The organism is Bacteroides sp. BFG-637, from assembly GCF_024793605.1.
Taxonomy (GTDB): Bacteria; Bacteroidota; Bacteroidia; order Bacteroidales; family Bacteroidaceae; genus Bacteroides; species Bacteroides vicugnae.
Map to the genome: position 1 here is coordinate 5,024,036 of NZ_JANUPD010000002.1, position 15,173 is coordinate 5,039,208.

Here is a 15,173-nt window from a genome sequence, read left to right on the forward strand (position 1 = left end):
CATTTTCTCTGCCAGGCTGTGCTGATATAATTCGGTACTAAATTTTTGTAATTTCGTAACCGGGCAACCGACAAAGGTAAAATCCTGTATCTTAGCAACTTAGTAACGTTACTAATTTCCGTTACAAAAAAATGGCAGGAAAACAGTTTGTAACCGGGCTTACCGGTAGAAGATAAAAAGGCCGGTGTTACAAACCGGAAAAATTCGTAACCGTTTTGTAACTGCAACTTCGTAACCTTTATTTCCTATTTATTTATTTGATTTTCAGACTTTTTTCTTTCAAGCAAACAAAGGTTACAAGGTTACTAAAATTTTGTATGAAATAGAGGTGGGGTATGGGGAGGGAAGCCGGGCGGGACGCATCTGTTTCCATACGAAAAGAGGGACCGACACATTCGTATCTGGTCCCTCTTTTCGTATTTTATACCGGCTCCGATCCGTCTTATACGCGATGTTTGCACCTGCTTAAAATCCATTTCTTTACGTCCGGGGGTATATAGCGGTGCACGACGGCCGTATAGTCTTCGTTAAATTCATACTCCAGGTAGTTGTCGCCTTCCAGGATAAAAACACAGGCCGTTTTGATGATCCATTCGAGCTGCTCGCCCGAATAGCGTTCCAGTGCCAGGACGGTACCGGGTTTCATACGCTCCAGATAGCGGTAGACCTGTTCGGCGAATTTTCGGAACCTCTCGCCGCTGTTCCAGAGCGCGGTAAACTCGGACATGCTGTTTAATTTCAAATGCGCGTTATTCATTCATCCGGTCGTTCATCAGGTACAAACATGAGTGTCGGATCGGCCGGTTCCGTTCCACCACCGGCAGCCGTTTCCGCCGTGCCGCATGAACGCAGATAGATCATGTCGGCGGCCTTGCCGTCGTTATCTTTGCGTACGATACGCCCCTGGGAGTTGCAAAGGTCCTTCGGGTTGAGTTCGTCAATGTAAGGGCAAAGGGCCACAAAGCCTTTGAGGGCCTTTGTAAAACGCTGCATCGTGATTTTATTCACACCGGAAAAGCTTTTGTAATCAGCAAAAGCCTTTTCACGGACGATAAAGCTGTCCAGGTGTTCGCTGTCCGGAGAGAAATAAGAGTTCGCCCAATCCTCAAAGTTATTGCCCATATCGGCCTTGTATTTACGCCTGATAATGTTTTCCATGGGCGGAAGCAGTTTTATAGATTCCTCGCAAAGGGAAAGGTAAAAACGGCAGCACTGCAAGAAGAAATTTATATCGGCGTTCCACTCGTTCTCGCTGTAAGTCTTGGAAAACAAATCCTTACCGAAATCGTCCCGGATAGAACGCGTTTCCCGGTAGTCGTTATCTTCCGTACGCTGGTGGTAGTAGTCGGAGAATACCAGGTACAGCAAACGGGCTTCCGTAGACGGATCAAAATCAATAGGAACGTAATTAGTTGTAAATCCCAGCTTGGCCGATTCCTCGAAAGGTATAGTAAACGACTGGTTGTTCTTCGGGTTCACGGTCATATCTGACGTGATGATATCGTAAAACAGGCCCGTATTAAGATACCGGTCGCAATCATCCACCAGGATAAAGCCGGTATGCTGGTTTACCTGGTCGAACACATGCGGGTTATCCATTAACTTGGGATTACGGCCGGAAAGCTTGACGGTCTTCATAAAGTAGGAAAGGGCTTTGAACATGAATGATTTGCCCGAACGCCCGTTACATTCACCGTCTTCACCGATCTTGTTATCCATGGCCTGCGGTGCCCAGGCACGCGAAGGGGATTTATAACGGTGCAACATATAACCGATAGTAAAGATCTTGTTGATAAGGTTCCTTTTCTGTTCGGCCACTTCTTCCGCCGTGAGGCCTTCCCCCTCGATATCGAATTTATGTTTTTCCCGGTAGGATTCCGCTTCCCCCACGCTCTTGTCATCGAAATTATATTCCAGTTCCTTACGCCAGTAAACGCGGCTCGAATTGATTACATAACCAAAAAGTTAGACGGTACGGCATTGATCCGGATATCAAACACATCGTTCCCCTCTATGTCTTTTTTACGGGAAATAGTAAACATGTCTTCCATAAGACGGACTTTGTGTTTCAGGACGTTTTCTTCCCAAACGTAGTGGGACAATGTGCTGCCGTTGGCCGGATGTTCCTTTATACCGGTACCGCTTACCTCCATGCTGCAACCGGGAAAGAAGAACATCTGCGTATTATGGGTATAATTGGTAAAATCCAGTTCGATCTCCTGCAAGTTGTCCAGGGCCGTATCTGACAGTTTGGGGCTGTTCAGAATAAGATTCCTTATATCGCGGGATAAAAAAGCTCTCTTGGGCCCACTCACGGATAAACTTCCGGATATCCTTTGCCTTTATCAGTTTTACGATATTGCCGGTAATACGGATGTATTTCGTTGAACTGGAATTTTCATCATGAAGCGAATAGAAACCGTTAAGACGTAAAAAGTAGTGAAGGCAGTCCGCGTCTATATTGTGATCCCATTGCCGGGATTTCTCGTTAAACTTGGAATACCAGAATTTGGCGGGCATGGCAAGCGTCATAAGGTTACGGAAATCTTCGTTCTTGCTTCTTAATTCCATGAAGTCCCGGAAGTCCTTACGCGGTTTGCCCCGCTGGTCCCGGTAAGTGGTAAGCCAGGCCGGTAGCCAGATCGTGTGGATATCAATAAAGCGTAATGCAAGTTCCGTACCCTTCACCCTGCCCGTCGTGTCGATATCGGGTATGTTATACAGGACTTCAACGTATTTCATGATCTCCTTGTAATCCTGTTCGGAAAGTTTATACGTCTCCGAATTAAACCAGATCGGGGAAAAGCCCAACGATTTAACGCACAGGGCGTCGCGCTCTCCGGAACATATAAACGCCTCCTGCAGCTTCTGCTCCTTATAGGGCTTTTCCGCATTGGCCGGATTCTTTTTAAAGGCGGCTTCCTCCCTGGAATTAAATTCCCGGTATAAGGCTTTCAGTTCGGAAAGGCCGTTTATATAGTCTTTCGGCTTGACACCTTCCGGAGTGTAGGAAAAACGCCATTGCTTGTCCGGATTCAAAGGCTCGTATATTTTATAGAACTTCACTTCGGGCGTGTCGCCTTCGGCCGGTTTTACCAGACATTCGCGCATAAAGATAGGGTATGTCGCAGTCGCGTATTTATAGGTTACCTCGCGATTTTTTACATACCCTATATATTTGGCCGAATACCAGTGCAGGGCCTCGGCGTTCTCCTGGGTGACACGGGGGCCGAGTATGCGTAACTGATCCGGGGTGAGATGATCGGCAAGCTCGAAAAGTTTAGTACCGTCTTTCTGATCCTGGGAGGCCGGAACCTTACGGATGTCCGGCTTGTTTACGTTACGGTTGAGTTCATCGGTTACGTTGTACATGGATGCAAGTTTAAGGATAGCCTCGTTAAACCGGAGGCCTTCCTCATACATGCAGATATCGACGGGGCTTTGAGCCGTTCCGGTATCGCCGAAATCCGTTACCTTATAAACCTGCTGGGAACCTTCCTTTCCGAATAACTTGATACAGGCCGACGCGTCGTCTTCTGACGGCCGGCGTTTGAAATGGCGGTTGGTTCCGACACAATCCCGGGCTTGCGGATAATAATGTAGAATTATATCCAGCCCGTTGTTGGTTACTTTGTAGATGTCTTCTGCCTTTATCATCGTTATAAAGTTACATGGTTACTTATTCTTCGTTGTCTTCTTTCCGTCCCGGGCACATCTCCGTCCAAGGTTGATACAGGAAAACGAATAATAACAGCCAAAGAAAAGCGGTTTTACCCGTATAATAAATGACAAAGGCAATCAGTCCCATAAAGGCAACCACGATAATAGCGTGGGCGATGTATTTTAAATTTTTATCTTTCATTGTTCAAACATGTTATACTGAATTGAAAAACCGAATTTGCTTAATCTCCTTTCCTGGAGAAGGGAACGTTTGTCATGTGAAGGCATAATGGCCACCAGGTGCTTTGTATCGAACCGGTAACCTTTCTTCCGCATCTGATAACGTAGGTTTCTTAGGCGTCTGTCTTCTTTCATGGCATTTCGTTAAGATCGTCTTAGTTTACAGAAGACTCGGCACACTATCGCAAAGGATAGCGTTTAAATCCTCCTGTATGGTTTCCTGCTGCTCCCTGTTCAAATGTACCAGGAAATAACCTTTTCCGCCGGAAAGATTCTTAATCTCCGCCAGATTATACTTCCTGTCTACCGCATCCACGAACGCAGGGGATTCCATGGGGCGGAAACTACTGAATATTTTATAAGTTCCACTGCTGCCTTCTATTCGTAGCGTGGTTAATTCATCGGGGGTGGTAATTGTTGATTTCATTACTTATTTATTTTTAATTATTCGACTTGTTCCTCACCTTCACGTATTAGGGTAAAAGGTAGTTTGGTACCACAATTCACACAATAAGCTGTTTTACTCTTGTTTAAGGAAACTCCATCGGAATATTCCCCACCGGAATATGTACCGTCAGAATTATGCACACTCGTGTAACTCATTCTAAACAGATCACTATACTGATAACCGTAAAAACCATTGCAATAAGGGCAAGGAAGCGGTTGTGCTTCAGTTACTTTTATGGAGATTTTTTTGCTCATTTCTGTTCTTGATTTGAATTATTTTTCACCACTTATTTTTAATTTTACCAATTCACCAATAGGATAGGTCGTATGTTTCGGTCTGTTTATTTTCACTTTATGAGAAGAAAGAAACAACGGAACAGATTCTATTCGATAGAAAGTGTAGTAAGCTTCTTTAGGAGCTGTTTTTTCATATTTCTTTAAATATTCTTCTGCTTTATTTCTCGTATCAAATGCGGCAAGGATAGAAAACCAAACGCCGTCTTCTTCGTATTTTCCGGATTCCCTTTTAGTTACTATGTAAATTTTGCTCATTGTTGTTTATAGCTGTGCCGGAGGATAGCATCGAACTACCAATAACGCCCGCTTTCGCCCTTCGGGGTTATCTCCACACTCCGGCGGTTATTATATGGAGCGGCAAAAACCGCCCCGGTTATTTATTCACTTTTCTCTTCCGGAAGAAAAACAAAGTCCGCCCAAATATCAAGGAATTGTCGACCGCAATACGCTGCCAGTTCCGACGTTTTGAAGGCAAGCCGAACGCCGATGCTCGCATACGTGCCCGATGAACCGCTACTCGCGTACGCACACGAAACACCGCCCAACGCGCTCGCGCTGCTGACCGACCGAGACACCACACGAGACTTTTCTTCCTCGTCTAACTTGTTGTATTCTTCCCTTGTATAAAGAATAAACCAAGGATAATAACGGCATTCATCCTCTGTAAATTGAGGTTCCCAGCCTTCATTTAAAGCCTTGACAATGATACGGAGTTTCAGGAAAGCCAGAACGTCAGGTTCAAGACCGAGGGATATTTTATCTCGGTTCCATGCTTCTGCATCGATGCCAATTTCACGGCAGGCGTCCTCAAACGTCTTAATACGTTTTCTTACGTCTTTTTCTGGTTCATCAATAAGAGTTAAGATTCCATTTCTCCAGACAGCTGTTTTACCTTCCGGAATTTCAATTTCTAATTTCTTTGATTTCATTTTTCTTTTATTTATTGGTTTTCACTATGGAAGATTTTTACGCCTGTGACTTCCTCGATCTTATCCTTGGCAAGTTCGGGAATACGACAACGACTACCCCGCCAATTACGAAAGGTATGTAATGGCACTTTACATGCTTCTGCCAATTTAAGGGACATTTCAGAAGATTCTTTTACCGGCAAATTCAAAAGGTACATTCTTAGTTTCTCGCCGTCATCATTCCTTTTTAATTTTTTTTTCGTCATACCTTTGTGATAAATATACTCATTATTATTAACTTTACATAGCAAAGGTATAATTATTTTCACCACAAGTGAATAAGAATTACGTTAATAAAAGTTATAACAAAGATATAATATGGCTAATTTCTTGTTAATAAGAGAATTATGTGAGTTAAAGAAAATCACTATACGAGAACTTGCATCACGTATAGGAAAAGAAGATAGTAGCATACAGGCTATTGTCAGGAATGGAACAACGAATACAAAAACCATTGAGGCAATAGCAAAGGTTCTGGAAGTTCCTGTAGGTGTATTCTTTGATAATATTCCCATACCTGGAATAAAATCAAATGAACTTGATAAGGATGCAAAAATAGCTGATTTAGAAAGGATAATTGAGGAGAAGGAACGTCTAATACAAGTCTTATTAAGTAAGAAATAACCTGTAATAGATAAGAAATGTAGGCATATTGTAGGCTATACAATTATACAAGCAATTAATAATCAAGCGATTAATAAACGTTACTTGAATCACTTAAAGGATTGATAATTCTTGAATTATCAATCCTTTTCTTTTTATCTAAAGAGTCTCGAATTTCATGCAAACAATTGGAGGGTCACCCCGAAAACGGAGGCCGTTTGAAAAGTTGGGGAATGTGTTTCATTCATTTCCGTACCAGATTTGAACTAATTCATTGTATAGGGGTTTAAACTAAACATTACACAATAAAAAAACTATCTATCATGCTATCATTTATTTTAGTAATATTCTAATTATCAAAAGAATAAATATGATAGATAGCTCTAAAAAAATGTATCTATCATACTTTTACCAGTAAAAACGGGTTATCTATCATCTACAAAATAGCCGTATAAATATTCTATAATAAGCATAAGACGGCTTGTTTTTGTCACGATGAAACCATATAAATCCGAATATCGCAGCTCAAAAATCCCACTTAAACGGCGATAAGTTTATAACCCACAAGTGTGGGCTGTATAGCCTGCATATGCAGGGCAGACGCATTAAAAATCATTATCCTGTAAAAGTTTTGATAAATATTTTTCATCCCACCCAGCTTTTAGCCTTTTTAGATTCATACTTCCTTTAGTTGTTTTATCCTTCTTCAGGATAGTAAGTGCCATTTTTGTTGCTGCGGAAAAGTTTCTGGCTGCATTTTTGACCTTTTTACTATAGTCTTCTCGAAAGGTAACATCCAGTTGCCAATGCAGATTATTTTCAATAGACCAATGCTGTCTGATGGCAGAGGAAATTTCGTCCGGTTTGGTATTATCCATTGAAGTTACATAGTATCTTACCTCTTGTGTATATTCTCCTGTTGCCACTATTGTTCTTTCCGATTTTATCCCAACAACAGACTTCAGTCCCACAAGTTTCTTTTTTAAACATTTTTTCCATTATAGGTCCATAACTAACTACAGTACAAGTTCTTGTCTCTATCCTTCCATGTCCGGTATTTTGAGACACATGCCTGGTGACTCTATTGATTATTTCGTCTTTATCCTGATAATCTTCAATGATCTGTTTGGCCAGTTGATAGTTTTTCTTCTTGTTATCCTTTATAGCTATAATATAATTTGCGTCACGCTCAATGATGGTCCGTGTTATATCTGTCTGGCAGCCCATCGCGTCAATTGTGACAATGCAATCATTGAGATCCAAAGAGTTTAGTAACAATGGAATAGCGGTAATTTCATTACTTTTATCATCCACCTTCACTTGTCCTAAAGAAATTCCATTGGCAGCGGACCATGCGGAAACCATCCATAATTTGAATCCTTCCTTTCCCGTCGTATGTTCTCCGTCACATTTACTTGGACCACGCATAAGTTTGCCATCTATAGCTATAACCCCTTTCACCTCCTGACAGACTTGTTTGACCCAATTACGGAAGATCAACTCAAAATATTCGGGCTTTATGATGCTAAAGAATCTATTAAAAGTATCATGGCTGGGGATGAACTCCAGATTAGGTATGCGACTTTTGAAAAAAGCAATTTTGGCATTGCCAAATTCCTCAATCTCATTCCAGGATTGGGCACCACAAATTACAGCAGCAATGGATATATAGACGATGGTTTCCATTTTATGGACTTTTTTACGGTTCATTCTAGGATCTTCTATTTGTTTACAAAGGTCAATTATCCCTATTTTCATGTTAGTTTATGTTTTATAATATCTTATAAAGATAAGGAAAATAGTCGAAATAAGAAAGAATTAATAAGTTAATAATCAATTATATAAATAGAATGAAAACAGGAGTAGGATAGTAAAAAATATAATGCGTCTGCCCTGCCTGCATATGTAGGCTGTATGGTTTACATGCGTGGGCTGTACGGCACACACTTGTGAACTATAGAAATACTGCCGCTCCTCATAAATAATTAAGCTGTCAAATACTGGTTGTCATCCTATAAAGTGTGCATTCGTATGTCTTTAAATAGATTATCTCACCTAATGCTACACTAAAATAGATACAGTACAGGAATGATAGATGTCCCTTTTTGCTGATAAAAGTATGATAGATACATTTTTTTAGAGCTATCTATCATACTTATTATTTTGATAATTAGAATATTATTAAAATGAATGATAGTATGATAGATATTTTTCCACTATGTATGACCGAATCCGTACAGTTTCACTCATTTTCGCACTGTTTCATTCATTTCCGAACAGATATAATTCCCAACTAAGCCTGAATAAGGTTATTTCGGGACATTACTTTTTGAATAATCTCAATAAATTTCCGTGTAACCAATTTCTTATACCTACCTTTCAATTGAAACAAGTATACGTGCATTTCTCCTCCCTTTTCTTTCAAAGGCACAGCTTTTAAATCAGGCTGATTATCAACGCTATGCTGTGAAAGAACACTAATCCAATCTCCAGTGCGCACCATTTGCAGCAAAAGATTAGTATCATTTATTTCCGCCATTGGCTGGAGGCTAATCCCGCTTCGAGATGCTACATTTTCTATCACATTGCGGGTATATGACCCAGACTTTAACAGAGCGAGCGGATAATGTGTCAAGGCCTGTATTGATATTTTCTGCTGTGAAGCTAATGGAGAACGACGATGAACAATCACACACAAAGGGTCCGGGCATAAATCTATCTTCTCCGTCAATGACGATAATGCATCCAGCTTATATGCCAAGGCAAAGTCTACCTCATTGTTATGCAACATCGTAGTCATATCATTAATGGAAGTGGACTGTGTGAGTATCAGTTTTATACCGGGATATTCTTTTGAGAAACGGACAATGCTTTCCGCCAGCATGGGACACAGACTGTAAATCACACCAATACGGAGCTCACCTTTATAAATTTGCTGCATATCCCGAAGCTTCTGAATACCCGTTTCCGTTTCAATAATCGACTGCCGAGCATAAGGTAAGAATGCCTGCCCGGCATCCGTCAAATATACTTTCTTCCCTATACGTTCAAAAAGTGGTGTTCCCAGTTCACTTTCCGTTTGACGGATACTTTGTGAAAGGGTACTTTGGGTGATAAATAATTGTTTGGAAGCCTCCGTAAAATTGAGTACTTCCGCCAGTCGGATAAAATATCTAAGCTGCGTCAGTTCCATTATTATTTCCGATATATATCATTAAAAGTATTAATTATGCAAATATAAGACATCGTTTGGAAAGGCTGTAACTTTGCCGTCGATAAATAAATCAGGAATGAAGAAATAAATTTTATATATCAATCATTAATATTTGAAAGTATGGAAAATGTAGATTTAAGCAAGTATGGCATTGTCGGTAATTTTGAGATTGTACACAACCCATCGTATGAACAATTGTTTCAGGACGAAATGAATCCAGCTAATGAAGGTTTCGAGAAAGGTTATCTGACTGATACGGGAGCAGTAGCCGTGAATACTGGTAAGTTCACAGGACGGTCACCCAAAGACAAATATATTGTGAAAGATGCTATTACCGAAAATACTGTTTGGTGGGACGGGGTAATAAACAAGCCTGTTTCTACCGAAATATGGAATGACTTGAAAGCATTATCTCAAAAACAACTTTCTTCTTCGAGAAAGTTATATGTGGTAGATACTTTCTGCGGTGCTAATGAGAATACCCGCCTGAAAGTACGTTTCATTATGGAAGTGGCCTGGCAAGCACATTTTGTCACCAATATGTTCATGCGCCCCTCTTTTTATGATTTGAAAAACTATGGCGAACCGGATTTTGTGGTATTAAATTCTTCCAAGACTGTTAACCCGAATTGGAAAGAACAAGGCTTGAACTCGGAAGTTTTCGTCTGCTTTAATCTGACTGAACATATGCAGGTGATTGGCGGCACATGGTATGGTGGCGAAATGAAAAAAGGAATGTTCTGTATGCAAAACTATTACCTGCCGCTGCAAGGTATTCCCTCAATGCATTGTTCTGCAAATGTGGGCGAGGCAGGTGATGTGGTGATTTTCTTCGGTTTGTCGGGAACGGGAAAAACTACTTTATCTGCCGACCCGAAACGTTATCTGATTGGAGATGATGAACATGGCTGGGATGAAAATGGTGTATTCAATTATGAAGGTGGTTGCTATGCCAAAGTTATTAACCTGAGCGAAGAGAGTGAACCAGATATCTGGCGTGCCATCCGTCGGGATGCACTGTTGGAAAATGTGACGGTACGTCCTGATGGAAGTGTAGACTTCACTGATAAATCAAGAACAGAGAATACACGTGTATCTTATCCGATTTATCATATCAATAAGATTGTACTTCCTTCCAAAGCTGGTCATGCAAAAAAAATCGTTTACCTGTCTGCCGATGCATTTGGCGTATTACCCCCGGTTTCTATCCTTGACGAGAACCAAGCTCAATATCATTTGCTGAGTGGCTTTACATCCAAACTGGCAGGTACTGAACGGGGCATCACCAAACCTATACCATCATTCTCGCCAGCATTTGGTGAAGCTTTCCTGACATTACATCCCACCATGTATGCAAAAACACTCGTTGCCCGGATGAAAGAACACGGTGCGAAGGCCTATCTTGTAAATACTGGTTGGAACGGTATGGGTAAACGAATTTCTCTCAAAGACACCCGTGCTATCATCGACTCCATCATCGATGGTTCTATTGATGAAGTGGATACGATTCATATTCCTATCATGAACCTGAATGTACCCAAAGCATTGAAAAATGTATCGGAAGGCATTCTCGACCCTCGTAATACTTACACCGATGTCAATGAATGGAAAGAAAAAGCAAAGAAATTGGCTGGTATGTATAGGGAAAACTTTAAGCAGTATTGCGATAATGACGCTGCCAAAGCACTTGTCGTTTTCGGACCGCAACTCTGACCCTCCTCATCTATCAATCAGATACAGTAGTGCTACTTAATTTTTAAACTTTATTGTAAAGAAAATGAGTTTTATAATTTAGTCCAAATCCTACAAAATCTTATGTTAACCACTTAAAATAAAAGCGATGAATTTGAATTCATCGCTTTTATTTTATCTCTAAGTGAAGGTCTTTTCTACTCTTTCACATCCTCATTACCAATTGTATCGGATGAAGAACTATCAGGAGCCTGATCAATCAAATCCATGAACTGATCCAGTTTAGGAGTTATAATGATCTCGGTCCGGCGGTTACGAGCTTTTCCTTCTGCCGTATCATTACCGACTACCGGATTAAATTCACCTCGACCGGCAGCTGTCAGGCGTTTGGGATTTATACCATAAATATTCTGTAATGCCTGGACAACAGATGAAGCACGCAATGCACTCAAATCCCAATTATTACGTATATTTGTACGAGAGAACGTGCCTGATTTTCTCTTAGCTGCAATTGTACCTATCACAATCTACAATGAAAGCTATCGCTCAAAGGTAACTTCTTATTAGTGGAGACGACCTTTATTTCATTTTCACCAGGTTGTAGTTCCACATTTTTCCATTCCAGAATAGCATACGAATCCGGTGTTGCTTTACCATAACTCTTACCGTTTACAAACAATTCGGCTCCTGACAGATTCGTGAAAGCAATAATTGTTTGCAAACGTTGTGTACGCGCCGTGTTACGTTTGCCTGTCAAATAAAGCATTGGTTCTTCCCCATTCCAGTTAGCTTTATAGAAGTAGAAAGCATCTTTACGAACTTTCCGGTCGAAGGTAACCAAACCTTTATCATTAATTCCGGGACGGTCTCCTTCAGTGCGATGTGCAGCGCCAAAATCAAACATATTCCATACAAAGCTTCCCCATACATAAGGGCGGGAAGAGATTGTTTTCCAGTTTTCAATGTGATAATACGTCTGCCAGTTTTCTGGATGCCACCAGCTGGTTGGTACAGTTTTAACCAACGAATCTTGTTGATGGTAAATACTTGCGCCGGCACCATATTCACTGATAGCGATACATATTTCCGGATGATCCTTATGCATTCGATCCAACCATTTCCCCAAATCAGCGGGAGTGCCACCATACCATCCATCATAACGGTTCCAGGCAATAGCATCCGTTATGAAATTCAAATCTCCCATTTGATTACTTGCAGAGGTCGTAAGTCGAGTAGGATCTTCCTGATGTGCCAGCACATTTAATTCTTTGATGTACTCAACCGGATTATCTCCCAACTCCGTCAACTCATTAAATAGCCCCCATACACAAATAGAAGGATGATTATAATGTTGGCGAATCAGCTCTTTGAGCTGTTCCTTTCCGTTGGCACGGAAAGCAGGTAAATCCACAAACCCCTTATCATTATATCCACCAGGGCCCACAAAAGGTATTTCAGCCCATACAATAATACCATTCTTATCCATCAGATCATAAAAATAAGTAGCCTGCGGATAATGCGCCAGACGAACAGCATTCACTCCCATCTCCAACATCAATGCCGCATCTTCCTCATGGTGTTGCGGGCGCAACGCATTGCCCACCTCACTCCTATCCTGATGACGGCAAACGCCTTGAAGAGGTAAATGTTTTCCATTCAGGAAAAAACCTTTATCAGGGTCGATCCGGTAAAAACGAAGTCCCAACGGTTGTGTGACGCAATCTACCATCTGACCATTCCGGGAAAGAGTCACTTCCGCCTGATAAAGGAAAGGATCCTGACGGCCATTCCATAAATGAGGTTGATCGATTTCAAATGTAAATTCCTGCTGCATTGCTGCGTTTCCAGAAAGATTCACTTTCTTTGTTCCTTCTTTCACCACCCTTTGACCATCTAACAGGCGTACATTAAGCTCTACTTCCCGATTACCACTATCTCCGTTTGATAAATCAACAACAGCACGCACCTTAGCATATTTATGGCTTACACTATCCTGTATCAGACGTACTCCGGGAGAAGCATAATTCAAAGGAGAAATACACGTCTCATCAGTAATCAGCAAATGTACATCCCGATAAATACCTCCATAAAAATTAAAGTCACCGACCAAAGGCATAATATCCAACTGTTCACCATTATTCACCCGTACCAATATAGAATTTTCTTTTCCATATTCCACCTTTCCAGTGATCTCAAAGATAAAAGCCCCATATCCCCCACGATGCTCACCTATATGACGACGATTGACAAACACATCCGCAATGTTATTCACTCCTTCGAAACGAATAAAAAGACGTTTTCCTTTCCATTCGGAACGAATAAATAAATTCTTCTCATAATTGCCAATTCCCCGTTTATAGTCTATCTTACCGGACAAAGCATCCTGTGCATTCCAAGTATGAGGCAAATCAACTCTTACTTCTGTTCCCTTCTGTACCTGATGCGAGAACCGGAAATTCCAATCGTTATTTAACAAGATATCCTGTCGCTGGGCAAACATCGACATACCATAAAGCATAAATAAAACAACCGATACCAAACGGTTGGAGTGTAAAAAAACTGTTCTCATATTATTTCTTTAATGATGACTTCTTTATTCTGATAAAAGAAGATAATGATTCGACCTTATTCTTATATTTTTTCTCATCTACCCGGTTCTTGTTTTCCTTCCTGTCAATCTGATGATCAAACAGCATACTGGCTTTCTTCACGTCGCCTTTCATCCATTCCGCATAACTATAACGCCGGTCAACAGCATTATCTCCTCCTTCCCACTGAATATAAACTTCATCTTTCGTCTTAGCTTTCAGATTTTTGAAAACCCCGGCAAAGCTTTGTCCGCTTAACTGTTCAGCGGGAACAGGAAGTTTGCAAAGTTCACATAAAGTCGGGTACAAATCAACAAATTCCACCATCGATTTTGTTTTTCCCTTTTTCATTCCCGGCACACGGACAATCAACGGTACATGAGTAGAAGTATCCATCAGATTATGTTTACCTATAAAATCATGTTCTCCCAGATTCCAGCCATGATCCCCCAACAAAACCACAATTGTATTATCCGATAATCCCAGTTCATCCAATGCATCCAATACCTTGCCGATCTGTGCATCCACATAACTCAAACAAGCATAATATCCATGTTTTACCTCCCGTTGGAAGTCAATATCACTCGTATCCGTAACCCGTGCATACGCATATATCTCGCCCGAATTACGAACCTGTTCCGGTAATCCTTCAGGCCGGAAACGATTGGTAGCCAAAGGTATTTCCTCCCGTTTATATAAATCCCAATATTTCTTTGGAGCATTGAACGGCAAATGAGGTTTCCAGAAACCACAAGCCAAGAAGAAAGGTTTGCCGGTCTCCTTCATCCTTTTCAAGTCACGAATAGCCCGGTTTGCAAGTTTCCCATCATCATAGGCAGTATCAGGAACATCAGCAGATTCACAGAAAGGTCCCCTCATCGTTTTCGGATTAATCGTTTTTCCCGATTCCGAATTCATCCAAAGTTCCCATTTATTATATTCCGCCCAATATACATCATATCCATCCGGATGATTCCGGTAAGGAGCCTCGCTCCACGAATCCGCATGATCGCTGATATGATGAAACACCTTGCCGTCCGAAATAGTATGATAACCATTCCGGGTGAACCATCCCGAAATAGGTATTGCTTCAGGACAATCTTTGCTGGCATAGGCGGAAAAACTAATAAAGCGATCGGGATAATGAGGATATACCCCCGTCAATAAACTAGCCCGGGATGCCCCACTCACCGGAATATTACAATACGCATTCTGAAACAAGACTCCACTTGCCGCCAAACGGTCCATATTAGGAGTTTTCACTACATCCACCCCGTAGCACCCCAGTTCGGGACGCATATCATCAGCCATTATAAAAAGCACATTCATTCGAGATACATCCTGTTGCGCCCGTAATATAGATGAGATGCAGCAAGCTGTTCCACAAAAAAACGCATATTTTACTGATATTCTATTTTTCATTTTCTACCTTAAATTTTCAAGACCTGCAATATACTAAAATAT

12 protein-coding genes and 3 pseudogenes are annotated in these 15,173 nt (G+C 41.2%); 2 read left to right on the forward strand and 13 right to left on the reverse strand.

From position 1 onward, the window contains the following. Positions 1–442: 442 nt before the first annotated feature. The 8 genes and pseudogenes from NXX38_RS19605 to NXX38_RS19650 form a co-directional block, all read right to left on the reverse strand. A complete protein-coding gene (locus NXX38_RS19605; RefSeq protein WP_004303400.1) occupies positions 443–757 on the reverse strand; it encodes a hypothetical protein in 315 nt (104 codons plus the stop codon). Then, positions 754–3,657 (reverse strand): annotated as a pseudogene (locus NXX38_RS26815) (hypothetical protein). The gene NXX38_RS19605 and the pseudogene NXX38_RS26815 overlap by 4 nt, the downstream one beginning before the upstream one ends. A gap of 22 nt (positions 3,658–3,679) precedes the next feature. Next, positions 3,680–3,862 (reverse strand): hypothetical protein, encoded by a 183-nt coding sequence (locus tag NXX38_RS19625; protein WP_004303402.1) that lies wholly within the window; start codon positions 3,860–3,862, stop codon positions 3,680–3,682. 198 nt (positions 3,863–4,060) lie between these two features. Next, positions 4,061–4,327: a hypothetical protein gene (locus NXX38_RS19630; protein ID WP_004303403.1), complete on the reverse strand. Its 267-nt coding sequence runs from the start codon at positions 4,325–4,327 to the stop codon at positions 4,061–4,063. Between the two features lie 17 nt (positions 4,328–4,344). Then, complete coding sequence (locus NXX38_RS19635) at positions 4,345–4,602, reverse strand: hypothetical protein (RefSeq protein WP_004303404.1); 258 nt, start codon at positions 4,600–4,602, stop codon at positions 4,345–4,347. Positions 4,603–4,620: 18 nt separating this feature from the next. Continuing rightward, on the reverse strand, positions 4,621–4,899 hold the full coding sequence (locus NXX38_RS19640) for a hypothetical protein (RefSeq protein WP_004303405.1): 279 nt from the start codon (positions 4,897–4,899) through the stop codon (positions 4,621–4,623). A gap of 122 nt (positions 4,900–5,021) precedes the next feature. Continuing rightward, positions 5,022–5,573, reverse strand: coding sequence for a hypothetical protein (locus NXX38_RS19645; RefSeq protein WP_258980743.1), 552 nt, complete (start codon positions 5,571–5,573; stop codon positions 5,022–5,024). Positions 5,574–5,584: 11 nt separating this feature from the next. Further along, a complete protein-coding gene (locus NXX38_RS19650) occupies positions 5,585–5,818 on the reverse strand; it encodes a hypothetical protein (protein ID WP_029425873.1) in 234 nt (77 codons plus the stop codon). 112 nt (positions 5,819–5,930) lie between these two features. Here NXX38_RS19650 and NXX38_RS19655 point away from each other — a divergent pair, with 112 nt between their 5' ends. Next, positions 5,931–6,236: a helix-turn-helix domain-containing protein gene (locus NXX38_RS19655; RefSeq protein ID WP_004325853.1), complete on the forward strand. Its 306-nt coding sequence runs from the start codon at positions 5,931–5,933 to the stop codon at positions 6,234–6,236. A 584-nt stretch (positions 6,237–6,820) separates the two neighbouring features. On the opposite strand, the pseudogene NXX38_RS19665 reads toward NXX38_RS19655, so the two are convergent. Next, positions 6,821–7,973 (reverse strand): annotated as a pseudogene (locus NXX38_RS19665) (ISAs1 family transposase). Positions 7,974–8,508: 535 nt separating this feature from the next. After that, positions 8,509–9,408 carry a LysR family transcriptional regulator gene (locus NXX38_RS19670; RefSeq protein WP_258980748.1) on the reverse strand — a complete coding sequence of 300 codons (900 nt, stop codon included), beginning with the start codon at positions 9,406–9,408 and terminating at the stop codon, positions 8,509–8,511. A 141-nt stretch (positions 9,409–9,549) separates the two neighbouring features. On the opposite strand from NXX38_RS19670, the gene pckA reads away from it, so the two are divergent. Then, positions 9,550–11,142 carry a phosphoenolpyruvate carboxykinase (ATP) gene (gene pckA / locus NXX38_RS19675; protein ID WP_258980756.1) on the forward strand — a complete coding sequence of 531 codons (1,593 nt, stop codon included), beginning with the start codon at positions 9,550–9,552 and terminating at the stop codon, positions 11,140–11,142. Between the two features lie 176 nt (positions 11,143–11,318). Here pckA and NXX38_RS19680 read toward each other — a convergent pair. The 3 genes and pseudogenes from NXX38_RS19680 to NXX38_RS19690 form a co-directional block, all read right to left on the reverse strand. Beyond that, positions 11,319–11,603 (reverse strand): annotated as a pseudogene (locus NXX38_RS19680) (flagellar motor protein MotB); the annotation flags it as partial. A gap of 38 nt (positions 11,604–11,641) precedes the next feature. After that, positions 11,642–13,639, reverse strand: coding sequence for a glycoside hydrolase family 2 TIM barrel-domain containing protein (locus NXX38_RS19685; protein WP_371826249.1), 1,998 nt, complete (start codon positions 13,637–13,639; stop codon positions 11,642–11,644). Positions 13,640–13,691: 52 nt separating this feature from the next. Further along, positions 13,692–15,131 (reverse strand): sulfatase, encoded by a 1,440-nt coding sequence (locus tag NXX38_RS19690; protein ID WP_217723453.1) that lies wholly within the window; start codon positions 15,129–15,131, stop codon positions 13,692–13,694. Positions 15,132–15,173: the final 42 nt, after the last annotated feature.

Bases quoted from the DNA above. Each gene is read 5' to 3' on its own strand.
- NXX38_RS19605 (WP_004303400.1), bottom strand. From the start codon at position 757: ATGAATAACGCGCATTTGAAATTAAACAGCATGTCCGAGTTTACCGCG.
- NXX38_RS19625 (WP_004303402.1), bottom strand. From the start codon at position 3,862: ATGAAAGATAAAAATTTAAAATACATCGCCCACGCTATTATCGTGGTT.
- NXX38_RS19630 (WP_004303403.1), bottom strand. From the start codon at position 4,327: ATGAAATCAACAATTACCACCCCCGATGAATTAACCACGCTACGAATA.
- NXX38_RS19635 (WP_004303404.1), bottom strand. From the start codon at position 4,602: ATGAGCAAAAAAATCTCCATAAAAGTAACTGAAGCACAACCGCTTCCT.
- NXX38_RS19640 (WP_004303405.1), bottom strand. From the start codon at position 4,899: ATGAGCAAAATTTACATAGTAACTAAAAGGGAATCCGGAAAATACGAA.
- NXX38_RS19645 (WP_258980743.1), bottom strand. From the start codon at position 5,573: ATGAAATCAAAGAAATTAGAAATTGAAATTCCGGAAGGTAAAACAGCT.
- NXX38_RS19650 (WP_029425873.1), bottom strand. From the start codon at position 5,818: ATGACGAAAAAAAAATTAAAAAGGAATGATGACGGCGAGAAACTAAGA.
- NXX38_RS19655 (WP_004325853.1), top strand. From the start codon at position 5,931: ATGGCTAATTTCTTGTTAATAAGAGAATTATGTGAGTTAAAGAAAATC.
- NXX38_RS19670 (WP_258980748.1), bottom strand. From the start codon at position 9,408: ATGGAACTGACGCAGCTTAGATATTTTATCCGACTGGCGGAAGTACTC.
- pckA (WP_258980756.1), top strand. From the start codon at position 9,550: ATGGAAAATGTAGATTTAAGCAAGTATGGCATTGTCGGTAATTTTGAG.
- NXX38_RS19685 (WP_371826249.1), bottom strand. From the start codon at position 13,639: ATGCTTTATGGTATGTCGATGTTTGCCCAGCGACAGGATATCTTGTTA.
- NXX38_RS19690 (WP_217723453.1), bottom strand. From the start codon at position 15,131: ATGAAAAATAGAATATCAGTAAAATATGCGTTTTTTTGTGGAACAGCT.